Origin of the sequence: Flagellatimonas centrodinii, assembly GCF_016918765.2 — a bacterium.
GTDB lineage: Bacteria > Pseudomonadota > Gammaproteobacteria > Nevskiales > Nevskiaceae > Polycyclovorans > Polycyclovorans centrodinii.
On the sequence record NZ_CP092104.1, the window covers coordinates 19,240 to 40,771 of the forward strand.

A 21,532-nucleotide genomic window follows, 5' to 3' on the forward strand; every position below is an offset into this window, starting at 1 on the left:
TCGGGAATCGTTGGGGGCTAAGGCAACTGCAGACGATGAAGCCGAACGCGTCCCGGGTTAGACGCCATAGAACTGGCGATACCAGGCGACGAAGTTGGCCACGCCTTGTTTGACCGGGGTGGCGGGTTTGTAGCCGACGGCGGCTTGCAGTTCGGTGACATTGGCGTAGGTGTCGGGCACGTCGCCGGCTTGCAGGGGCAGCAGTTCCTGGATGGCCTTTTTGCCCAGGGCGTCTTCAATGGCTTCGATGTAGGCCGACAACTTCACCGGGTTGTTGTTGCCGATGTTGAACAGGCGCCAGGGGGCGTTGCTGGTGGCGGGGTCCGGGTTGCCGCTGTCCCAGGCCGGGTTGGGCTGGGCGATCTGGTCGCTGGCGCGGATCACGCCTTCGGCGATGTCGGTCACGTAGGTGAAGTCGCGCGTGTGGTTGCCGTGGTTGAACACCTGGATGGGCTTGCCTTCGAGGATGTTCTTGGTGAACAGGAACAGCGCCATGTCCGGCCGGCCCCAGGGGCCATACACGGTGAAAAAGCGCAGGCCGGTGGTGGGTAGGCGATACAGGTGGCTGTAGGCGTGGGCCATCAGTTCGTTGGCGCGCTTGGTGGCGGCGTAGAACTGCAGCGGGTGCACGGTGGGGGCGTGCTCGCTGAAGGGCATGTCGGTGTTGGCGCCATACACGCTGCTGGTGCTGGCGTAGGTGAGGTGCGGCGTCTGGTTGTGGCGGCAGGCTTCGATGATGTTCACAAACGCATCGATGTTGCTGCGTACGTAGGCCCGCGGGTTCACCAGCGAGTAGCGCACCCCGGCCTGGGCAGCCAGGTGGATGACGCGGTCAAAGGGGTGCTGGGCAAAGCAGGCATCGACGGCGGCCTGATCGGCCAGATCTTGCCGCACCAGGGTGAATTTCGTGCCGGTCTCGGCCGAGAGCTTCTGCAGCTCCACCAGGCGCGCTTCCTTCACGGCGGGGTCGTAGTAGTCATTGACGACGTCAAAGCCGACCACCTCGTCGCCGCGCTTCAGCAGTTGGGTGGCGACGGTGTATCCGATGAATCCGGCAGCGCCGGTGACGAGAAATTTCATTAGTGAGCAGTGAGGGTGGGCGCCGGTGGCGCCGGGAATGGGGAATCGTTTACAGCTTACGTGCCGAGAGGTACACCAAGGTCGGCGGCACGCGGAACCTCCACTCGCAGCACACAGCCTTTGGCGCGAGCCTGTTGCTGCAGTTTGCGAGCGAGGGTTTGTTTGGCGTCCGGGTCGCCGTGGACGAGGCGGACGGTGCGGGGCCATTTTCGCATGCCGGTGGCGAAGGCCAGCAGGCCGGCCTGGTCGGCGTGGGCGGAGTAGCCGCCGAGGCTGGTGATGTCGGCCTTGATGTCGAGTCGCTGGCCGTCCAATTCCACCCAGCCGCCCTTGGGGCCGTACTGCTGAATGTCCCGCCCCGGCGTGCCGGCGGCCTGGTAGCCGACGAACAGCACGTTGTGGCGCGGCTCGTCGAGCATGGCTTTCAGGTAGTTGACGATGCGGCCGGCGTTGCACATGCCGCTGCCGGCCACCACCACCGCGGGGCGTTTGGTTTTGGCCAGGTGCCGCACCATGCGCAGGTGGGCGTCGTGGCGGTCCACCGTCAGCAGTTGCGCAAACCCCAGCGGCTTGCGGCCCTGGGTGACGCGCTTCAGGGCTTCGTCGTCCCAGTAGGGCTGCAGTTGCCGGTAGACGGTGGTGAATTTGCTGGCCAGCGGGCTGTCGAGGATCACCGGCAGTTGGTCCCAGGGCAGGTTCCGTTTGATCTTCTTCTGCTGGTTGCGAAACAGGATGTCTTCCAGCTCGTACAGCAGTTCCTGCGTGCGGCCAATGCTGAAGGCGGGGATGAGCACCGTGCCTTCATCCTGCAGGGCGCGTTGCAGGGTGCGTTCCAGCCGTTGGCGGCGGGTCTTGCGGTCTTCGTGGTTGCGGTCGCCGTAGGTACTCTCAATGACCAGGGTGTCGCAGCCATAGGGGGGCTTCGGTGCCGGCAGGATGGGCGCATGCGGGGCACCCAGGTCGCCGGAAAACACGGTGCGGTGCTTCGGCTGGCCGGCGGCCTTCACTTCGCATTCCACATAAGCGCTACCCAGAATGTGCCCCGCCCGCTGCAGGCGGATGCGGGCTTTCAGCTTTGGCGTTTCCAGCACCGTGTGCCAGCGGTTGTAGGGAATGGGCTGCAGCCGCTGTTCCACCAGCTTGCGGTAGCGCCGCACCTCGGCCGGTTCGCGGGTAAAGCTCAGCTTGAAGGCATCTTCCAGCACGATGGGCAGCAGCTTGGCGCTGGGCGGGCTGCACAGGATCGGCCCCTCGAAGCCCGCCGCCAGCAACCAGGGGATGCGGCCAACGTGGTCGATGTGCACATGGGTGGCGATCAGCGCCTGCACAGTGCGGAGGTCGAAGTCGATGGCGAGGCGCTCACGCCCTGCCCGGCCGCTGCCGGAGGTTTCCGCCCCCTGGAACAAACCGCAGTCGATGAGGAAGCTGTGGTCGGCATCCACCTGCCATTCGTGGCAGGACCCGGTGACGCCGGTGACGGCGCCGTGGTGGTGGATCTGGGGGAAGTCGGGCGTGGGCGTCATGCCGGGGTCACTCCATGTGGCGATCGCGTGCCACGGCGGTGGCAGCACTGCGGTTCATCTCCAGCTTCAGGGCGTCGAGCTCCGCCTTGAGCTGTTCGTATTCGTCCATGCGGCGCTGCAGGTAGTCCAGGGTGACACGCGCCTTGTGTTCCAGGCCGGTGGGCGTCAGTTGGTACAGATACCCCAGCCGGTTGCGACTGTTGCGGAAGTTGCGCGCTTTCACCAGGCCTTTGTCGAGCAGGCCCCGCAGCAGATAGTGGGTCTTGCCCAGGCTCACCCCGAGCGCATCGGCCAGCTCGCGCTGGGTGATGTCCGGCTGCTGGGCCAGCAGCTTGAGGATGCGAACGTGGGTTTCTTCGGCGGACATGACGGGGGTGAACGGCTGTTCAATCAATGAACGGTCTTGGCACAACTTCAATGGGCTGTCATCGCGAGGGGCGTGAGCCCCGTGGCGATCTCATGGGCACGGGCACTGCCCTCCGGACGAGATTGCCGCGCCCCCTCCGGGGGCTCGCAATGACAGGTGAGAGGTGCGGGCTCGTAATGACAGGGAATGGACTGTCATCGCGAGGGGTGTAAGCCCAACCTTTGTCATCGCGAGGGGCGTGAGCCCCGTGGCGATCTCATGAGCAAGGGCACTGCCCTCCGGATGAGATTGCCGCGTCCCCTGCGGGGGCTCGCAATGACAGGTGAGGGGTGCGGACTCGCAATGACAAATGAAACGTGCGGGCTCGTAATGACAGGTGAGAGGTGCGGGCTCGGAATGACAAAAGAAACGTGCGGGCTCGCGATGACGCGATGAAAGTGTTGAGGTGCCCCCAACTAGGTTCGGGGTGCGGGTTCAGACTCGGAGACGCGCGACTGCTGCACGAAGATGCCGGGAACGCGGAAGGTCACGACGGCGCGGTAGGCCAGGCCGTAGGTCACCACGAACAGGCCGCATGACGCGGCGGCCCACAGGGCATTGTTCCAGAACACCACGGCGGGGATGGCCGACAGGCCAGCCAGCAGCCATAGGTAGGGGCTGGTGCGGGCATTGCGCCAAACCTTTTCCGTGCCTGCGGGCCGCGGGCCGTAGCGGCGCACCATGCGCCGCATGATCAACTGGTGCAGATGCAGGGCATCGGGCTGCGAAATGCTGGACAGCTGATGACGACCACGGCGGAAGATGCTGAACAGGGTCTCCCACACCGGGTACACCATCACCAGCAGCAGGGCCCAGGGCGACACCTCGGGGTTTCGCACCACCAGCATCAGGCTGAGGATGGCCATCAGGCAGCCCAGCATGTAGGCCCCGGCGTCACCCAGAAAGATTCGGCCATTGGGGAAGTTCCAGAACAGGAAGCCCAGGGTCGCCCCGGCCAGGATCAGGGCGGCGCCGGTGACGAACGGGTCCCCCGCCTGCGCGGCGATGCCGGCGATGGCGCTGAGGGCGATCACGCACACCCCACCCGCAAGGCCGTTGCAGCCGTCGATGATGTTGGTGGCATGGGCCACACCCCCCACCGCCACCATGGTGACGGCCAGGCTGATCAGCACGTGGGCATTCAGCACGGCGTCGAGCACGGCCACATCGGTGCGCAGCATGCGGGCATCGAGCAGCCAGAACGCCATGGCGGCCGAGACAAACGCGACCCACAACCGCAACGCAGGGCTGACACGGCGGGTCAGGTCTTCGAGCAAGCCGGCGGAGAAAATCGGCAGTGCGCACACGATGAGACTGGTGGCCAGCATCGTGTAGGCAGGATGGGTATACCAGGCCCAGCACATCACGCCGACGAAGGCGGCGACGGCAATCGGCACGCCACCCAGGCGCGGCACCCAGTGGTCATGAATCTTCTGCAGGCCGTCGGACTCGTCCGCCCCCAGGCGCAGCTCGCGGGCGGCATACAGCGTGAGGGCGCAGGCGCCAAAGGAAAGCCCGAGCGTGGCCAGCGAAATCAACAGCAACATCGTCATGGTGTGGTTATCGCCCCGGCAGATCAGCGGCCTTCTGGCACGCTCCCGCCCTCCGAATGAGAATCGGTCTCAAAAACTTGTCGCCCCACCCCGCCACCGCGTAGCTCAGTTGGCGGCGAGGTACAGGTTGTCGACGCGGGTTTCCACCTCGCGCCCCAGCATCTGTATCAACATCACACTGCGGTGCTGGCCATCGGGTTCCAGATAGATGGCCTCGACATCCACAAACCCACCACCGTTGAGCCGCAAGCGCTGCCCATGCGAGAACCGCGCCACCGGAGTGTGCGGCGTTTCGCCAGTCGCTTCTGTGCGCTGGCGCAAGTTGTGCACCACGGCCGGCGGTACCTGCAGCAGGCGGCCGGCGCTGCGGACGAAACCGCTCACACCCGGCAGGTACTGCAGGTGGTTGTAGGGGGTGTGGTCGAAGTCGACCTGGACGAACACGTAGCGCGGGAACAGCCACTCGTCACGCAGGGTGCGTTTGCCGTTGACCCAGCGTTCACAGGGGATGGTGGGGGCCAACCGCGGCAGGTTCAGTCGATCGAGATGCGCGATGACCCGGCCTTCCATGCGAGGACGGCTGGTCAGAAGGTGCCAGTGCTGGCCTTCGGCGATGTCGATCACAGTAAGCGTCCCTGCCTGTGAATTTCGGCAAAAAACATGATGAAACCCCCGCCCCTGAACCGCTGTGCGTCGCAAGGACTTACGCCCCTACTCTACTGGGTAGGGCGCATTGCCACAAAGTCAATCGAAACACGTTGTTATGTGCACAACTTTACGTTAACTGTCGCCAAAGATAACCCCCTAGATGGTCAGGCGCGTGACAAAACCTGACGAGTGGTGCGACCACCGTCACGGTTATCGGGGTGCGCGAGGCGCTGGTTTGCGTGCTTTCGCACGATTTCGACCGGGTTCTAGTCGCGCTTCAGGCGCTGAGGGAAATACAGCCCAAGCTTCTCCACCTTGGGCAGGGCGGCGAACTGCACGTAGGGCTGCCCGGGGTTCCGCGCGGCGTAGTCCTGGTGATAGGCCTCGGCCGGGTAGAAGGTGGTGAGCGGTTCCAGGGTGGTGACGATGGGCGCCGGGAAGGCACCCGCGGCGTCCAGCACCTGGATGTAGTCCGCCGCCACGTTGCGCTGGGCCTCGTCGGCATAGAACACGGCCGACCGGTACTGGCGACCACGGTCGTTGCCCTGGCGGTTGAGCGTGGTGGGGTCATGTGCCACGGCAAAGAACACCTTCAGCAGCTCGCCGAGGCGGATCTGGCTGGCATCAAAGGTGATGCGGATCACCTCGGCGTGGTCGGTGGCGCCGGAACACACGGCATCGTAGTTGGCAGTGGCAGCCGTACCGCCGGCATAGCCGGAGACCACCGACTTGACGCCGGCGATGGCGAGATACACCGCCTCGGTGCACCAGAAGCAGCCACCGCCCAACACCAGCGACTGCTCGGCACCGGCCTCGGGGCCGATGTCGTGCGGCGGATCGGGGAAGTCTGCAGGGGTCAGGGCGTGGCCGCGGGTCATAGGAGAGTGCCGAGTGGGGGCGCCGTTGCGCCGGGAATCGCTAGCCTCAAAAGCATACAGCTACCAACGTCACGAAGGGCATAGACCACTTCTGTCATCGCGAGGGGCGTAGCCCCGCGGCGATCTCGTGATCGAGGGCACTGCCAACCGGAGGAGATTGCCGCGCCCGCGTTGCGGGCTCGCAATGACAAATGAGGGATGGGGCTCGCAATGACAAATGAGGGATGGCGCTCGCGATGACAAATGAGGGATGTGGCTCGCGATGACAAATGGGAGATGGGCCTCGCGATGACAAACGGCGGATGGGGCTCGCGATGACGGCGGACTCGGGCCGACTACAGCAGCGGCGGGTTGATCTCGAGGGGGTTGAAGTCGGGCTCGGCCGGCGGCGGGGCGTCGGGGACCGAGGGGGTGATGTCGCCCTCGGGGGTGTCGGCGTCGTCGGCCAGTGAGGGGCGGCCTTCGGTGATCCACACCAGCATGTCGTAGAAGGTCCGCACGTTGGCCACGTAGTGCAAGGCCTCAAAGCCCCGTGCGTAGCCAAAGCGGGTCTGGCTGTGCCAGCGCTGCTGGGTCAGCAGCGGCAGGCTTTCGCGGACGTCGAGCCAGCGGTTGGGGTCACCGCCGCGCTTTTCGGTCAGCGCTCGGGCATCAATGAGGTGCCCCAGCCCCATGTTGTAGCCGGACAGCGCCATCCAGTAGCGGTCCGGCAGCGGCACTTCGGGAATCTGGTCGAGCAGGCGGCGGAAGTAGCGGGCGCCGCCGAAGATGCTCTGGCGCGGGTCTTCGCGGTCGCTGACACCGAGAAACTCGGCGGTGGCCAGGGTGAGCATCATGATGCCGCGAACACCGGTGGGGCTGACCGCGGTCGGGTCCCAGTGCGACTCCTGATAGCCCATGGCGGCGAGCAAGCGCCAGTCGATGTCCTGCTGCGCGCCAGCCGCTTCAAAGTGCCCCCGATATCGCGGCAGGCGGCTGTCGGCGTGCTTGGCCAGCGCCACACTGCTGACGTAGTCGAGCTGTTCGACATGGCCGAAATGCCGGTCGTGCAGGCCTTCGATGACGGCCGGATCGAGCGACTCGATGAAGTCGCGCGCGGCATCAAACAGGCTGCTGTCGCCGCGGCGGGAAAAGGCCCAGGCCAACGGGGTCTCGTCGTCGAGGTCGAAGGCCACCATCAGTTGCGGGTAGTAGCGCTTGTTGATGGCAACGATGTCGGAATAGGCGATGGTGTAGTCGAGCTCGCCCTGGGCCACCGCGTACAACAGGGCTTCGGACTCCAGCTGATCGGTGTCGTCCCACTGCAGGTCCGGCAGGTCATCGCGCATGGCTGCCAGGCGTTCGGCCGGCACCGAATCGCGCACCACCCGCAGCGTGCCCTGCAGGTCTTGCAGCTGCTTCGGCCGCGGCTGCCCCATGCGGTAGACCAGCTGCGAACGCACGGTCTGCAGGGGCGGCGTGAAGTAGAAGCGTGACTGCCGCTGCTGGCTGACTCCGAGCCCGGCAGCGGCAAAGTCGGCCTCCCCCGCCATCACCCGGTTGAGGGTCTCCGGCGGCGTCGGGCTCAGCACCAGCTCCAGCCGGACCCCCAGGTGTTCCGCAAAGCGCTGCGCCAGGTCGTACTCGAAGCCGGTCGGCCCGTCCCGCCCCTCGTAGTACGTCGTGGGGCTGTTGACCGTGGCCATGCGCAACACGCCGAGGGTCTGCACCTGGTCGAGCCGCGACGCCGTGGGCGAACAGGTGCCCAGGGTCGCCATCAGGGCGAGCAGGATCAGCGCCACCACGCCTGAGCGCGCGTGAGCCCGCGCGATGCGTAGCGCTCGCAGTGCAGCCCTCATGTTCCTCCGACGGTAGCGCCCGTACCGGCGCCTCAGCCGCTACGCTAGCACAGCCTCACCCCGCACCAACCGCCCCATTCGGGTGGCGCCCGACGCGTGGCACGCATACAATCGCGCCCCCGGAAACGGGAACGAGTTCAGGAGAGGTACCGAAGTGGTCATAACGGCGCCGACTCGAAATCGGATGGTCTCCGAAAGGAGGCACAAGGGTTCGAATCCCTTCCTCTCCGCCAACACCAAAAGCCCCGCGCAAGCGGGGTTTTTCTTTGCCCCGACCCTGTCATTGCGAGCCTGCGCAGCAGGCGTGGCAATCTCGTCCGGGTGGCTATGCCCTCGATCACGAGATCGCCGCGGGGCTTCGCCCCTCGCGATGACAGCTATTGGCTACGCCCCTCGCGGTGAAAGGTGTTGGCTGTACCCCTCGCGATGACAGGCGTTGCTTGCGCCCCTCGTCGTGACAGGAAAGGGCGTCGCGACTGCACGCCCCTCCATTGTCATTGCGAGCCTGCACTGCAGGCGCGGCAATCTCGTCCGGGTGGCTGTGCCTTCGATCACGAGATCGCCGCGGGGCTTCGCCCCTCGCGATGACAGGTATTGGCTATGCCCTCGCGGTGACAGGTGTTGGCTGTACCCCTCGCGATGACAGGCGTTGCTTGCGCCCCTCGTCGTGACAGGCAAGGGCGTCGCGACCCCACGCCCTCCATTGTCATTGCGAGCCTGCACCGCAGGCGTGGCAATCTCGTCCGGGTGGCTGCGCCCTCGATGATGAGATCGCCGCGGGGCTTCTCCCCTCGCGATGACAGTTATTAGCTATGCCCTCGCGGTGACAGGTGTTGGCTTCGCCCCTCGCGGTGACAGGTGTTGGCTTCGCCCCTCGCGATGACAGTTATTGGCTACGTCCCTCGTGGTGACAGATGTTGGCTCCACCATCTCGATGACTGGCGGTACTCCGCGACACTTGCATCCGACTGCCATCAATTGCAGGCTTTTCCTCCACGCAGGACGCGAGGAGAGCATGCATGGCCGATAACCCGACGTATTGCGTCTACATCCTGACCAATACGCACAATCGCGTGCTGTACACGGGCGTCACCCGGAACCTGGCGCGTCGAATGTACGAGCATCAACATCACTTGGTGCCCGGCTTCACCGCCCGATACAACGCCACCAAGCTGGTCTACTTCGAGTGCGGCACTGACATCAGCGAGGCCATCCAGCGTGAGAAGCAACTTAAGTCGGGCTCGCGTAGCCGGAAGATTTCATTGATCGAATCGGTGAATCCGGAATGGCGGGATCTCACGCCATTTATCGAAGGCTGACGGGGCTGGTGATCGTTCGTCCGTTGTGCGCGGCCGATGAGATCGCCACGCCGCTTCGCGGCTCGCGATGACAGGGGGAAGGGGCGGCCCGCGATGACAGGGGGAAGGGGCGGCTCGCGATGACAGGGGGAAGGGGCGGCTCGCGACAGGTGAAGGGCGGCTCGCGATGACGTGCCCTACCCTGTCATTGCGAGCCTGCACCGCAGGCGCGGCAATCTCGTGCCGTTGGCAGCGCCCTCAACCGGGCGCGAGATCCTTCAGCTTCAGCCGCTCCACCACCTCTCCCCCGACGATGTGCCGGTCGATGATCTCGTCGACATCATCCTCGTCCACGTAGGTGTACCAGACCGCCTCCGGGTAGATGACGATGCAGGGGCCTTCTTCGCAGCGTTCGAGGCAGCCCGCCTGGTTGATGCGGGTGTTTCCCGGTGCCGCCAGGCCCAGCGCCTTGATCCGCTTCTTGGCGTAGTCGCGCACCCGGCTGGCGCCGGCGTCGTTGCAGCAGACGCGCTCGCCGGGCTTGCGCTGGTTGCAGCAGAAGAAGACGTGGTGGCGGTAATGGCTCATACGGCGCGCGCTATGACTTGCCGAACTGATACGACAGATTGACCGCAGTGGCGGTGTCGGTCTGTTCGGTGCCCACGGGCACGTCGGAGTTGTTGCGGACGGTGAAGGAGATGCCGGCGAAGATATTGCCGACGATGTTGAGCTTGAGCTCCGAAATCGACTCGGTGAAGGTGTTTTCGTCGCCCGACTCCACCTTCAACGACTGCAGGAAGGTGCTGGTGTCGGAGATCTTCCACTCGTAGCGACCGGACAGCCGGGCGATGGCGTCGTTCTCGCGCTCGCTGGCGCCCTGCGCCAGGGTCTGCCGCGCACCGGCGCCGATTTCGGCGTTGAGCTTGTGGACCGGGCCGGTGAGGATGCGGCGACCGTAGCCGACCGTCTCGGTGGTGCGTTCGCGGACACCGCCGTAGAGGTCCTTTTCGGCATCCAGCGCCAGGAAGGCGTAGTTGTTCTCGTCGAAGTTGTAGTCCAGCTTGTTCCCGACGGTGTAACGCTCGGCGGTGCGGACCTGTTCCTGTTCACCATTCAGGGCGGTGGCGCTGAAGGTGTTCTTGAAACGGGTCACCGAGTAGACCGCTTCGGTCTTGGCATTCAGCGAGGTCGAGCTGGAGTTGCCGGAGGTGGAGAGGAACCCCACCGCCACGTCACCGCTCCAGGGACCTTCGGCCAGGGCAAGGGTGGGCAGGCAACACAGCAGAGTGATCAACCGCAAACGCATGGAGAGGCATCCTTCTTCTTCGGGCGGGTTACCACGACGTCGGGCCGCGGCGAGCCCGTATTATACGAACCATGCCTTCCCTGCCGCCCTTCCCTGCCGCCGCCGCGGACCAGTGCGTGAAATGCGGCCTCTGCCTGCCGCACTGTCCAAGCTATACGCTGACAGGCCATGAGGGTGATTCCCCGCGTGGCCGCATCGCGCTGATGCAGGGCCTGGCCGAGGGCCGACTGGCGGCGAGTGACCGCCTGCAGCAGCATCTCGACGGCTGTCTCGGCTGCCGCGCCTGCGAACCGGTGTGCCCGGCGCGGGTGCCGTATGGGCAGATCCTTGATGCGGGCCGCGCGCAATTGGCGATGGCCCGTCCGGCCCGATGGCACCGCGCGGCCCTGCGGGGTCTGACCCATCCGCTGGGGCAGCGACTGCTGCAGGGCCTGCGCTGGCTGTGGCAGACGCTGCGCCTGGCGCGGCCGGCCGGCGCCCTGGGGCTGTTCAGGCTCGGCGCACTGGGGCGCGCGGCGTCGCTGCTACCGGCCGCTCGACTGCCCCAACCCGCGGCGCTGCCGGCCCCGGCGGCGAGCGCTGACCGCGGCGAGGTGCTGCTGTTCACCGGCTGCACCGGCGCCGCGCTGGAACCCGAGACCGTCGCTGCCACCGAGGCGCTGTTGTCTGCACTCGGCTTTACCCCGCGCACACTCACCGGGTTGTGCTGCGGTGCGCTGCAAACCCATGCCGGGGATGCCGAAGGCGGTGCCGCGCGGGCACGGGCGGCCGGCGATGCCCTGGCTGGCGATGCGCCGATCATCAGCATCGGCACCGGCTGCGGTGCGCAGTTGCAGGAACACCCGATGGCTTCGGTACGGGAACGCCATGTCGACGCGCTGCAATTCATCCGCCGTCACTGGCCCGAAGGCGTGACCCTGCAACCGCTGCCGCAACGGGTGGCGCTGCATGTCGCCTGCAGTCAGCGCAACGTGCTGCGCAGTGGCGATGATCTGGCCTGGCTGGGCCGGCAGATTCCGCAGGCGGCGGTGTTTGCGCTGGATGCCAGCGGCCGCTGTTGCGGCGCGGCGGGACATCACCTGCTACAGCTGCCCGACGTCGCCGATGCCCATCTGGCCCCGAAGCTGGCGGCAATGCGCGACACCGCGCCGCAGTGGGTGGTGAGCAACAACATCGGCTGCAGCCTGCATCTGGCCGGTGGCCTGCGGCGCGACGGCGCGCTTACTCCGCAGGTGATTCATCCGCTGGTGTTGCTGGCGCGTCTATGGCCACGGCGCTGAGCCGGGCTTCCAGCCGCAGCAGAATCAGCTCGGCCATCTCGGCCTGAATGTAACGCCGCAGCCGTTCCTCTTCCGCCTCCTTGGCCAGCACCTGTTCGGCGTTGAAGCTGAAGTCACGCACCACGTCGATGTGGTCGGTGGCCAGCAGCAGGCGGCCGTCGCGGCGCACTTCATAGTCGGCGCCGGTGACCAGCGCGAACTCCAGCGCCTTGCCGTCGATGCCGATCGACAGGGTCTCACGCACGGTGTTGAGGTTGGACACGCGGATTTCGGTGACACCCTCGCCGCGCTTGTCGCGGACATCGGCGCCGCGCCGCGCCAACAGCGCACGCAGTGAGGTTTCCAGCGGCGGTTCGCTGACCCGGTAGGGGGCGATCAGGTCGACATGCACGGTCTGCAACGCCAGCGGCAGCGAGCGCTCGCCGGCCAGCCGGAAGCCGCAGGCACTGATGAGCCCCAGCAGCGCTACCGCGACCGCCGCGCGCAGGGCGTTCATACGACCAGACTCACCAGCTTGCCCGGCACCACGATCTGCTTGCGCAGCGGCCCGGTGAGGAACTTGGCAACGGTGGGCTCGGCGATGGCGGCGGCGATGATGTCGTCCTTGGCGGCGGCGACCGGCACTTCGATATGGCCACGCAGCTTGCCGTTGACCTGCACCACCAGCTTGATCACGTCGGTGGTCATGGCACCGGTGTCGGCCTGCGGCCAGGCCGCATCGATGACCGCGCCCTGCCCGCCCAGCGTCTGCCACAGCTGGTGGCAGATGTGCGGAACGATCGGCGCCAGCCCGCGCACCAGCGCATCGGCGCCTTCGCGCAACACGGCGGCGGTCTGCGGATGACCATCGTCATCGTGTCGGGTGAGGCTGTTGAGCAGCTCCATGCTGGCGGCAACGGCGGTGTTGTAGGTCTGGCGGCGGCCGTAGTCGTCGTCGAGCTTGGCGAGGGTTTCATGCACCTTGCGGCGCAGGTCCTTCAGGGCCGGCGACAGCGCGGCGGGGTCCAGCGTCGGGGCCTGCGGCAGCCCGGAGACGAAGGCCCACAGCCGTTTGAGGAAGCGGGCGGCACCCTCGATGCCGGCGTCGTTCCACTCCAGGCTCTGCTCCGGCGGCGCGGTGAACATCATGAACAGGCGCACGGCGTCGGCGCCGTGGCGCGCCACCATGGTTTCCGGGTCCACCCCGTTGTTCTTGGACTTGCTCATCTTCTCGCGACCGCCGATCTGCACCGGCTGGCCGTCTTCGCGCAGCACGGCGCTGGCGGGCGCGCCCCGCTCGTCGAAGCTGACCTCGACATCGGCCGGGTTGAACCAGGTCTTGCGGCCTTCGGCATCCTCGCGGAAGTAGGTGCCGGCGATCACCATGCCCTGGCACAGCAGGCGGGTGAAGGGTTCGTCGCCGGCCACCGGCAGGCCGACATCCCGCATCAGCTTGTGGAAGAAGCGGGCGTAAAGCAGGTGCAGCACGGCATGTTCGATGCCGCCGATGTACTGGTCCACCGGCAACCAGTGGCGGGCGCGCTCATCGAGCATGGCCTGGTCGTTGTCCGGGCAGGCAAAGCGGGCGTAGTACCAGCTGGACTCGAAGAAGGTGTCGAAGGTGTCGGTCTCGCGCCGCGCCGGCTGGCCGCAGCTCGGGCAGGCGCATTCGTAGAACGACGGCGTGCGCGTCAGCGGGCTGGCGGCGCCATCCGGCTTGAGGTCTTCCGGCAGCACCACCGGCAGCTGGTCTTCGGGTACCGGCACGTCACCACAGGCATCGCAGTAGACGATGGGGATGGGGCAGCCCCAGTAGCGCTGACGGCTGACACCCCAGTCGCGCAGGCGGTAGTTGATGCGGCCGCGGCCCTGCGCTTTCTCGACCAACGCGGCTTCGATGGCGGCAAAGGCGGCATCAAAGCCGAGGCCGTCGAAACGGCCGGAATTGAGCAGCGGGCCGTGCTCGGTATAGGCGGCCTCGGTGATGTCGGGCGCAAGACCCTCGGCGGTGCCGATGACCACTTTCTTGGGCAGCCCGTGGGCGTCGGCGAAGGCCCAGTCGCGTTCATCATGTGCCGGCACCGCCATCACGCAGCCGGTGCCGTAGCCCATCAGGACGAAGTTGGCGGCCCACACCGGCACCGACGCACCGGTGAGCGGGTGGATCACCGACACGCCCAGCGGCACGCCCTTCTTTTCCTGCGTGGCGAGGGTTTCCTCGGCGGTGCCGCTACGGCGGCATTCGTCGACAAACGCCGCTACCGCGGGGTCACGTTCGGCCGCCGCCAGCGCCAGCGGATGCTGCGCCGCCACCGACACGAAGGTGACGCCCATCAGGGTGTCGGGACGGGTGGTGTAGACGGTGAGCTGGCCGTCGCCCTCGGCCATTCGGAAGTCGATTTCGAGTCCGCGCGAGCGGCCGATCCAGTTGGCCTGCTGGGTTTTCACCGCCTCCGGCCAGCCGGGCAGCGTGTCGAGGCTGTCGACCAGCTCGTCGGCGTAGTCGGTGATGCGGAGGAACCACTGTGGGATCTCGCGCTGCTCGACCAGGGCGCCGGAACGCCAGCCGCGGCCGTCCACCACCTGCTCGTTGGCGAGCACGGTGTTGTCCACCGGGTCCCAGTTGACCACCGAGTTCTTGCGATAGACCAGGCCTTTCCGGAACAGCTGCACGAACAGCCACTGCTCCCAGCGGTAATAGGCGGGGTCGCAGGTGGCGAAACTGCGCGACCAGTCGAAGCCCAGGCCCAGCGCATCGAGCTGGCGCCGCATGTAGGCCATGTTGTCGTAGGTCCACGCCGCCGGCGGCACGCCGGACTTGATGGCGGCGTTCTCGGCTGGCAGGCCAAAGGCATCGAAGCCCATCGGCTGCAGCACGTTGCGGCCCTTCATCCGCTGATAGCGGGTCAGCACATCGCCCAGCGTGTAGTTGCGCACATGGCCCATGTGCAGCCGCCCGGAGGGATACGGGAACATCGACAGGCAGTAGAACTTCTCGCGACGGTCGTCTTCATGAACACGAAAGCAGTCGTGCTCGGCCCAGTAGCCCTGGGCGGTGCGCTCGATGTCGGCGGGAGTGTAGGCGGGGGTCATGCGGAGCCCGAGGCGGCAAAAGCGGGGAGTATAAGGGGAGCACCCCCGGCGGGGGCGGGGGTGGGTTTGCCCGCCCGCCGTGAAGTGTCCGTGCCACGGTCATTGGCAGCGGCCGAAGAGTCTCTAAGCTTGCGGCCCGTTCTCCCCACTCGAACCAGGACTCTTCCCATGCCGGCTTACAAGGCACCGCTGCGCGATACGCGCTTTCTTCTGAATGAAGTGTTCGACTTCCCGGCGCATTACGCCGGGCTCTCCAATGGCAAGGACGCTGACCCGGAGACGGTGGGCGCCATCCTTGAGGAATGTGCCCGCTACTGCGAAGAGGTGCTGTCGCCGATCAACCTGTCGGGCGACCAGCAGGGTTGCACGCTGAAGGACGGTGTGGTGACCACGCCGAAGGGCTTCAAGGATGCCTATGCGCAGTTCGTCGCCGGCGGCTGGCAGGGCCTGTCGCACCCCACCGAGTACGGCGGCCAGGGCCTGCCGATGTCGCTGGGGCTGGTGAAGTCGGAGATGATGGGCACGGCCAACTGGTCGTTCACCATGTACCCGGGCCTGTCGCTGGGCTGCATGAACACCATCATGCAGTACGCCAGCGAGTCGCTGAAAAACCAGTACATGCCGCCGCTGACCGAGGGCCGCTGGTCGGGCACCATGTGTCTCACCGAGCCGCAGTGCGGCACCGACCTCGGCCAGATCAAGACCAAGGCCGACGACAATGGCGATGGCACCTACGCCCTGACCGGCACCAAGATCTTCATCTCTGCCGGCGAGCATGACCTCACCGAGAACATCATCCACATCGTGCTGGCGCGGTTGCCCGACGCACCGCCGGGCACCCGCGGCATTTCGCTGTTCATCGTGCCCAAAGTGCTGGTCAACGACGACGGCTCGCTGGGCGAGCGCAATGCCGTCACCTGCGCGTCGATTGAACACAAGATGGGCATCAAGGCCTCGGCCACCTGCGTGCTCAACTTCGACGGCGCCCGCGCCTGGTTGATCGGCGAGCCCAACAAGGGGCTGGAGGCGATGTTCACCTTCATGAACACCGCCCGTATCGGGACCGCCGTGCAGGGCGTGGCGCATGCCGAACTGTCCTTCCAGGGCGCCCTGCCCTACGCGCTGGAACGCCGCTCGATGCGCGCGCTGTCGGGCAAGAAGGAACCGGACAAGGTGGCCGATGCGCTGATCCACCATGCGGATGTCCGCCGCATGCTGCTGACCCAGAAGGCGATCGCCGAGGGCGGCCGGGCGATGATCTACTTCGCCGCCCAGTACGCCGACCACATGGTCAACGGCATCATGGAAAACGACCCGGCCAAGTACGCGCTGTGGGACGACAAGCTGGGTTTCTTCACGCCCATCCTCAAGGGCTTCCTCACCGAGATGGGGCTGGAGGCGGCCAACCTCGGCATGCAGGTGTTCGGCGGCCACGGCTACATCAGTGAGCACGGCATGGAGCAGATCGCCCGCGATGCCCGCATCGCCACGCTGTATGAGGGCACCACCGGCATCCAGGCGCTGGACCTGCTCGGCCGCAAGGTGCTGCTGACCACCCGCGGCGCCTGCGTCCGCGAGTTCACCGGCCAGATCGGCCGCTTCGTGCTCGAACACGTGACCAACGGCAAGACCCGCCGCTTCTGCACCGACCTCGGCCGCTACGCCGCCGAGTGGAACGTACTGACGCTGCGGCTGATGATGATGGCGCGCAAGGACCGCGACGTGGTGTCGAGCGCCAGCCATCACTTCCTGATGTATTCCGGCTACGTGATGATGGGGTACTTCTGGGCGGTGCAGGCGGCGGTAGCCGCCAAGCGACTGGCGGAGGGCGGTGACGACACCCCCGAGTTCTACCAGTCGAAACTGGACACGGCGGCGTTCTATTTCGATCACCTGCTGCCGCGCGCCAAGGCCCATGCAGCGTCGATGACCAAGCCCAGCAAGAGCATGACCCGGCTGGCGCCGGATCACTTCGCTTTCAGCTGATCGACCGGCAGGACCTGTGACGACCCGCGGGCCTCAGGCTGGCGGGTCGTCACCGGGCCGCACCCGGACGGGGATCACCCCTTCGGCCACCTGGACGTCGAGCGCCACGCCCGGCGCCACCTGTTGTGGACTGCGCACCAGGCTGCCGTCGGCCTGGCGGACGATGGCATAACCCCGCCCCAATACCGCCAGCGGGGACAGGCCCTGCAGGGTCCGCTCAGCGCTGCTCAGACGATGACGCTCACGCTCCAGCCGCCGCGCCATGGCCACCTGCAGCCGGTGTTCGCTGGCCGCAGTGGCCGCCAGCAGCGGCGCCAGCCGGCGGCGCGGGTCGGCGGTGCGCAGGCGCTCGGCCAGCACCGCCTGACGGCTGGCACGGTCGGCGAGCTGGCGCCGTATGGCGCGGACCAGGGTGGCCTGCCAGTCATCAAGCCGTTGCGCGGCATCCTGCAGGCGCCGCAGCGGCCGCTGTCGGGCCAGCCGGCCGTCGAGCTGGACCAGCGTCTCGCGGTCGCGCTGCAGGCGCCGGCGGATCGGCCGCTGCAGGTCGAGCTGCAGGCGTTGTAGTGCCTCCTGCCAGGCCCGCAGTTCCGGTGCCGCGCGTTCGGCCGCGGCGGTGGGCGTCGGCGCCCGCAGGTCGGCGGCGAAATCGGCGATGGTGGTATCGGTCTCGTGACCGACGCCGCTGATCACCGGGACCGCGCAGGCGCGGATGGCACGGGCCACCGCTTCATCATTGAAGGCCCACAGGTCTTCCAGTGAACCGCCGCCGCGCACCAGCAGGATGACATCCACCGGTGCCCGCCCCGGCAAGCCCTGCAGGGCCGCCACCAGCGCCGCCGGCGCGGCCTCACCCTGAACCGGCACCGGCCACAGGTAAACCGGCGCCAGCGGAAACCGCCGCGCCAGGGTGGTCAGTACGTCCTGGACCGCGGCACCGGTGGCGGAGGTGATGAGGCCGATGGCGCGGGGTACCGCGGGGATCGGCCGCTTGACGGCCTCGTCGAACAGGCCTTCGGCGGCCAGGCGACGCTTGAGGTCTTCGAAGGCCCGCAGCAGCGCGCCCTCGCCGGCCGGCTCCAGATGCTCGCAGATCAACTGCAGGTCGCCGCGCGCGGTGTAGAAGCTCACCTGTGCGCGCACCAGCACCTGGTCGCCGTTCTGCGGTGGCGGCCGCACGTGCAGGTTGGCGCCGCGGAACATGGCCGAGCGCAGCTGCGCCGAGCCGTCCTTGAGGGTGAAATACCAGTGGCCGGAGGCCGGACGCGAAAGGTTGCTGATCTCGCCCTGGACCCAGACCCGCGGAAAACTGTCCTCGACCACGCCACGCAGCAACTGCGCGAGTTCGGAGACGGCGTAGACCGTACGCGGGGGAGTGCCAAGCATTTTCGTATAATAGCTTTTTGCCGGAGCGCGACCCCCCATGACTTCCCGGATTGCACGAGAAGCCCTGACGTTCGATGACGTCCTCCTCCAGCCGGCCTATTCCGAAGTACTGCCGCGCCAGGTGGATACCTCTACCCAGCTGACGCGGCATATCCGCCTGAATGTGCCGCTGTTGTCCGCCGCCATGGACACCGTGACCGAGAGCGGCCTGGCGATTGCCATGGCGCAGGAGGGCGGCATGGGCATTGTCCACAAGAACCTGCCGCCGGAAGCCCAGGCGCAGGAAGTCCGGTCGGTGAAGAAGCACGAGTCCGGCGTCATCGTCGACCCGATCACCGTCGACCCGACCATGACCATCGGCGAGGTGTTGCAGCTCACCCGCGCCAACAAGATCAGCGGTGTTCCGGTGGTCGATGGCGACGATCTGGTCGGCATCGTCACCGCCCGCGACCTGCGCTTCGAGACCCGCTTCTCCGAACCGGTGTCGCGCATCATGACGCCGAAAGCCCGGCTCATTACCGTGCAGGAAGGCGCCTCCCGAGAAGAAGTCCTGCAGAAGCTGCATGAGCACCGCATCGAAAAGGTGCTGGTGATCAACGGCAACTACAAGTTGCGGGGGATGATCACGGTCAAGGACATCCAGAAGTCCACCGACCACCCGCTGGCCTGCAAGGATGAACGCGGCCGCCTGCGGGTGGGCGCCGCCGTCGGCACCGGCGCCGACACCGACGAGCGCATCGCGCGGCTGGTGGAGGCCGGCGTGGACGTGGTCGTGGTCGACACCGCCCACGGCCATTCCAAGGGCGTGATCGAGCGGGTGCGGGCAATCAAGCTGGAACACCCGGAATTGCAGGTGATCGGTGGCAACATCGCCACCGGCGACGCGGCCCTGGCCCTGGCCGATGCCGGCGCCGATGCGGTGAAGGTGGGCATCGGCCCCGGGTCCATCTGCACCACCCGCATCGTCGCGGGTGTCGGCGTGCCGCAGATCAGCGCGGTGATGGCGGTCGCCGAGGCGCTCAAGGCGCGCGGCATCCCGCTGATCGCCGATGGCGGCATCCGCTATTCCGGTGACTTCGCCAAGGCGATCGCCGCAGGCGCCTACGCGGTCATGGTGGGCTCTATGCTGGCCGGCACCGAAGAGGCCCCCGGCGAGGTCGAGCTCTACCAGGGCCGGTCCTACAAGAGTTACCGCGGCATGGGTTCGCTCGGCGCCATGGCGCAGGGTTCGAAGGACCGCTACTTTCAGGACACCACCGCCGAAGTCGAGAAACTGGTGCCGGAGGGCATTGAAGGCCGAGTCCCCTACAAGGGATCGATGGCCGCCATCGTTCACCAGATGATGGGCGGCCTTCGCGCCTGCATGGGCTATACCGGCTGCGCCACCGTCGACCTGCTCCGCACCCAGGCCAGCTTCGTCAAGATCACCGGCGCCGGCATCCGCGAGTCCCACGTCCACGACGTGGCGATCACCAAGGAAGCGCCGAACTACCGGATTGACTGAAAAGCCGGGAATCGGAAATGGTGAATCGGGAATCGTAAAGGCCACCGACCGCTCGCTTCTGACGATTCCCGACGCACGATTCCCGATTCCCGAACGCATGAATATCCATACCGACAAGATCCTCATCCTCGACTTCGGCTCGCAGTACACCCAGTTGATCGCGCGCCGGGTGCGCGAGCTGGGGGTCTATTGCGAACTCCACCCCTGGGATATGGCGGATGACGACATCCGTGCTTTTGCCCCCAAGGGCGTGATCCTGTCGGGCGGGCCGGAGTCGGTGCTCGACGCCGGTTCGCCACGGGCCGCCGAGGCGGTGTGGGCACTGGGCGTACCGGTGCTGGGCATCTGCTACGGCATGCAGACCATGGCCGTGCAGCTGGGGGGCACGGTGGCACCGGGCACGGTCAAGGAATTCGGATATGCGGAGATCCGCGCCCATGCTCACTCGCCGCTGCTCAACCAGATCGAGGACCGCGTCAATTCCGAGGGCCACGGCCTGCTCGACGTGTGGATGTCGCACGGTGACCACGTCGACGCACTGCCCGAGGGGTTTGTCCGCATCGCCTCGACCAAGGATGTGCCGCTGGCGGGCATGGCCGATCCGGCGCGCCACTACTACGCGCTGCAATTCCACCCGGAAGTCACCCACACCCCGCAGGGCGGGCGCATCTACTCGCGCTTCGTGCACGACATCTGCGGCTGCGGCAACGCCTGGACGCCGGACAACATCATCGACGATGCCATCGCCCGGGTCCGCGAGCAGGTGGGCAATCGCAACGTGTTGCTGGGACTCTCCGGCGGCGTCGATTCCTCGGTGGTGGCGGCGCTGCTGCACCAGGCGATCGGTGACCAGCTGACCTGCGTGTTCGTCGACCACGGCCTGCTGCGGCTGGACGAAGGCGACCAGGTGATGGCGGTGTTCGCCCGCAACCTGGGTGTGAAGGTGATCCGCGTCAACGCCGAAGCCCGCTTCATGTCGGCGCTGGCCGGCGTCGATGACCCGGAAGCCAAGCGCAAGATCATCGGCCGGCTGTTCGTCGAGGTGTTCGACGAGGAGGCCGGCAAACTGCCCGATATCGACTTCCTCGCCCAGGGCACGATCTATCCGGATGTCATCGAATCCGCCGGCGCCAAGACTGGCAAGGCGCACGTCATCAAGAGCCACCACAACGTCGGCGGCCTGCCGGCGCACATGAAACTGAAGCTGGTGGAGCCGCTGCGCGAGCTGTTCAAGGACGAGGTGCGCAAGATCGGCGTGGAGCTCGGGCTGCCGCGCGAGATGGTCTACCGCCACCCCTTCCCGGGCCCCGGCTTGGGCGTCCGCATCCTCGGCGCTGTCACTGCGACCGCCGCCGAGACCCTGCGCCGTGCCGATGCCATCTTCATCGAGGAACTGCGCAAGGCCGACTGGTATGACAAGACCAGCCAGGCCTTCGCCGTGTTCCTGCCGGTGAAGAGTGTCGGCGTCACCGGCGATGGCCGCCGCCACGAGCCGGTGATTGCGCTGCGCGCGGTGCAGACCATCGACTTCATGACCGCCCAGTGGGCCCACCTGCCCTACGAACTGCTGGATGTCTGCGCCCGCCGCATCGTCAACGAAGTCCCCGGCATCTCCCGCGTCGTCTACGACATCTCCGGCAAACCGCCGGCGACCATCGAATGGGAGTAGCCCCCCCGAACAGCGTGCAGGGTCCCACGCACAGCGTGGGATGCTAGCGTCGTGAGGGGGGCCCTAGCGCACCGACCGAGCCAGCAAATGACCCCCTTCGCTAGA

Annotated in this window: 17 protein-coding genes and 1 tRNA gene; 6 read left to right on the plus strand and 12 right to left on the minus strand. The window is 66.6% G+C overall.

Annotation, left to right across the window (positions count from 1 at the left end):
• Positions 1-57: 57 nt before the first annotated feature.
• The 7 genes from JN531_RS00090 to mltF form a co-directional block, all read right to left on the minus strand.
• A complete protein-coding gene (locus JN531_RS00090) occupies positions 58-1,080 on the minus strand; it encodes an NAD-dependent epimerase (protein ID WP_228346824.1) in 1,023 nt (340 codons plus the stop codon).
• Between the two features lie 56 nt (positions 1,081-1,136).
• Positions 1,137-2,603: an MBL fold metallo-hydrolase RNA specificity domain-containing protein gene (locus JN531_RS00095; RefSeq protein WP_228346825.1), complete on the minus strand. Its 1,467-nt coding sequence runs from the start codon at positions 2,601-2,603 to the stop codon at positions 1,137-1,139.
• A 7-nt stretch (positions 2,604-2,610) separates the two neighbouring features.
• Positions 2,611-2,970 carry a MarR family EPS-associated transcriptional regulator gene (locus tag JN531_RS00100; protein ID WP_228346826.1) on the minus strand — a complete coding sequence of 120 codons (360 nt, stop codon included), beginning with the start codon at positions 2,968-2,970 and terminating at the stop codon, positions 2,611-2,613.
• A gap of 455 nt (positions 2,971-3,425) precedes the next feature.
• Complete coding sequence (locus JN531_RS00105; protein WP_228346827.1) at positions 3,426-4,562, minus strand: MraY family glycosyltransferase; 1,137 nt, start codon at positions 4,560-4,562, stop codon at positions 3,426-3,428.
• A gap of 105 nt (positions 4,563-4,667) precedes the next feature.
• Entirely contained in the window at positions 4,668-5,186 is a 519-nt protein-coding gene (locus JN531_RS00110; RefSeq protein ID WP_228346828.1) for a transcription termination/antitermination NusG family protein, read from the minus strand.
• A 290-nt stretch (positions 5,187-5,476) separates the two neighbouring features.
• On the minus strand, positions 5,477-6,088 hold the full coding sequence (gene msrA, locus JN531_RS00115; RefSeq protein ID WP_228346829.1) for a peptide-methionine (S)-S-oxide reductase MsrA: 612 nt from the start codon (positions 6,086-6,088) through the stop codon (positions 5,477-5,479).
• A gap of 335 nt (positions 6,089-6,423) precedes the next feature.
• Complete coding sequence (gene mltF, locus JN531_RS00120) at positions 6,424-7,926, minus strand: membrane-bound lytic murein transglycosylase MltF (RefSeq protein ID WP_228346830.1); 1,503 nt, start codon at positions 7,924-7,926, stop codon at positions 6,424-6,426.
• Between the two features lie 140 nt (positions 7,927-8,066).
• Here mltF and JN531_RS00125 point away from each other — a divergent pair.
• Together JN531_RS00125 and JN531_RS00130 are read left to right on the plus strand one after the other, a co-directional pair.
• A tRNA-Ser gene (locus JN531_RS00125) sits at positions 8,067-8,159 on the plus strand.
• Between the two features lie 786 nt (positions 8,160-8,945).
• Positions 8,946-9,245 (plus strand): GIY-YIG nuclease family protein, encoded by a 300-nt coding sequence (locus JN531_RS00130; protein ID WP_228346831.1) that lies wholly within the window; start codon positions 8,946-8,948, stop codon positions 9,243-9,245.
• Between the two features lie 237 nt (positions 9,246-9,482).
• Here JN531_RS00130 and JN531_RS00135 read toward each other — a convergent pair whose 3' ends face one another.
• Together JN531_RS00135 and JN531_RS00140 are read right to left on the minus strand one after the other, a co-directional pair.
• Positions 9,483-9,812 carry a (2Fe-2S) ferredoxin domain-containing protein gene (locus JN531_RS00135; protein ID WP_228346832.1) on the minus strand — a complete coding sequence of 110 codons (330 nt, stop codon included), beginning with the start codon at positions 9,810-9,812 and terminating at the stop codon, positions 9,483-9,485.
• A gap of 10 nt (positions 9,813-9,822) precedes the next feature.
• A complete protein-coding gene (locus tag JN531_RS00140; RefSeq protein WP_228346833.1) occupies positions 9,823-10,530 on the minus strand; it encodes a DUF481 domain-containing protein in 708 nt (235 codons plus the stop codon).
• 71 nt (positions 10,531-10,601) lie between these two features.
• Between JN531_RS00140 and JN531_RS00145 the strand changes: the two genes are divergently transcribed.
• Positions 10,602-11,810, plus strand: coding sequence for a (Fe-S)-binding protein (locus JN531_RS00145; RefSeq protein WP_228346834.1), 1,209 nt, complete (start codon positions 10,602-10,604; stop codon positions 11,808-11,810).
• Here the strand turns inward: JN531_RS00145 and JN531_RS00150 are convergent.
• Together JN531_RS00150 and leuS are read right to left on the minus strand one after the other, a co-directional pair.
• Positions 11,752-12,306 (minus strand): LPS-assembly lipoprotein LptE, encoded by a 555-nt coding sequence (locus JN531_RS00150; RefSeq protein ID WP_228346835.1) that lies wholly within the window; start codon positions 12,304-12,306, stop codon positions 11,752-11,754. The two genes, JN531_RS00145 and JN531_RS00150, sit on opposite strands and share 59 nt — an antisense overlap.
• Positions 12,303-14,882 carry a leucine--tRNA ligase gene (gene leuS, locus JN531_RS00155; RefSeq protein ID WP_228346836.1) on the minus strand — a complete coding sequence of 860 codons (2,580 nt, stop codon included), beginning with the start codon at positions 14,880-14,882 and terminating at the stop codon, positions 12,303-12,305. Before leuS ends, JN531_RS00150 begins: the two co-directional genes overlap by 4 nt.
• A gap of 168 nt (positions 14,883-15,050) precedes the next feature.
• Between leuS and JN531_RS00160 the strand changes: the two genes are divergently transcribed.
• Entirely contained in the window at positions 15,051-16,868 is a 1,818-nt protein-coding gene (locus tag JN531_RS00160; RefSeq protein WP_228346837.1) for an acyl-CoA dehydrogenase C-terminal domain-containing protein, read from the plus strand.
• 33 nt (positions 16,869-16,901) lie between these two features.
• On the opposite strand, the gene xseA is transcribed toward JN531_RS00160, so the two are convergent.
• Positions 16,902-18,254: an exodeoxyribonuclease VII large subunit gene (gene xseA / locus JN531_RS00165; RefSeq protein ID WP_228346838.1), complete on the minus strand. Its 1,353-nt coding sequence runs from the start codon at positions 18,252-18,254 to the stop codon at positions 16,902-16,904.
• Between the two features lie 37 nt (positions 18,255-18,291).
• Here xseA and guaB point away from each other — a divergent pair, with 37 nt between their 5' ends.
• Positions 18,292-19,758: an IMP dehydrogenase gene (gene guaB / locus JN531_RS00170; protein ID WP_228346839.1), complete on the plus strand. Its 1,467-nt coding sequence runs from the start codon at positions 18,292-18,294 to the stop codon at positions 19,756-19,758.
• A 97-nt stretch (positions 19,759-19,855) separates the two neighbouring features.
• Positions 19,856-21,427, plus strand: a complete 1,572-nt coding sequence (gene guaA, locus JN531_RS00175; protein ID WP_228346840.1) for a glutamine-hydrolyzing GMP synthase — start codon at positions 19,856-19,858, stop codon at positions 21,425-21,427.
• The last annotated feature ends 105 nt before the right edge of the window (positions 21,428-21,532 follow it).

Coding starts and splice junctions, on each gene's coding strand:
- JN531_RS00100 (WP_228346826.1), bottom strand. CDS start 2,970: ATGTCCGCCGAAGAAACCCACGTTCGCATCCTCAAGCTGCTGGCCCAG.
- JN531_RS00160 (WP_228346837.1), top strand. CDS start 15,051: ATGCCGGCTTACAAGGCACCGCTGCGCGATACGCGCTTTCTTCTGAAT.
- xseA (WP_228346838.1), bottom strand. CDS start 18,254: ATGCTTGGCACTCCCCCGCGTACGGTCTACGCCGTCTCCGAACTCGCG.
- msrA (WP_228346829.1), bottom strand. CDS start 6,088: ATGACCCGCGGCCACGCCCTGACCCCTGCAGACTTCCCCGATCCGCCG.
- JN531_RS00145 (WP_228346834.1), top strand. CDS start 10,602: ATGCCTTCCCTGCCGCCCTTCCCTGCCGCCGCCGCGGACCAGTGCGTG.
- JN531_RS00135 (WP_228346832.1), bottom strand. CDS start 9,812: ATGAGCCATTACCGCCACCACGTCTTCTTCTGCTGCAACCAGCGCAAG.
- JN531_RS00130 (WP_228346831.1), top strand. CDS start 8,946: ATGGCCGATAACCCGACGTATTGCGTCTACATCCTGACCAATACGCAC.
- guaA (WP_228346840.1), top strand. CDS start 19,856: ATGAATATCCATACCGACAAGATCCTCATCCTCGACTTCGGCTCGCAG.
- guaB (WP_228346839.1), top strand. CDS start 18,292: ATGACTTCCCGGATTGCACGAGAAGCCCTGACGTTCGATGACGTCCTC.
- JN531_RS00095 (WP_228346825.1), bottom strand. CDS start 2,603: ATGACGCCCACGCCCGACTTCCCCCAGATCCACCACCACGGCGCCGTC.
- leuS (WP_228346836.1), bottom strand. CDS start 14,882: ATGACCCCCGCCTACACTCCCGCCGACATCGAGCGCACCGCCCAGGGC.
- JN531_RS00105 (WP_228346827.1), bottom strand. CDS start 4,562: ATGACGATGTTGCTGTTGATTTCGCTGGCCACGCTCGGGCTTTCCTTT.
- JN531_RS00090 (WP_228346824.1), bottom strand. CDS start 1,080: ATGAAATTTCTCGTCACCGGCGCTGCCGGATTCATCGGATACACCGTC.
- JN531_RS00140 (WP_228346833.1), bottom strand. CDS start 10,530: ATGCGTTTGCGGTTGATCACTCTGCTGTGTTGCCTGCCCACCCTTGCC.
- mltF (WP_228346830.1), bottom strand. CDS start 7,926: ATGAGGGCTGCACTGCGAGCGCTACGCATCGCGCGGGCTCACGCGCGC.
- JN531_RS00150 (WP_228346835.1), bottom strand. CDS start 12,306: ATGAACGCCCTGCGCGCGGCGGTCGCGGTAGCGCTGCTGGGGCTCATC.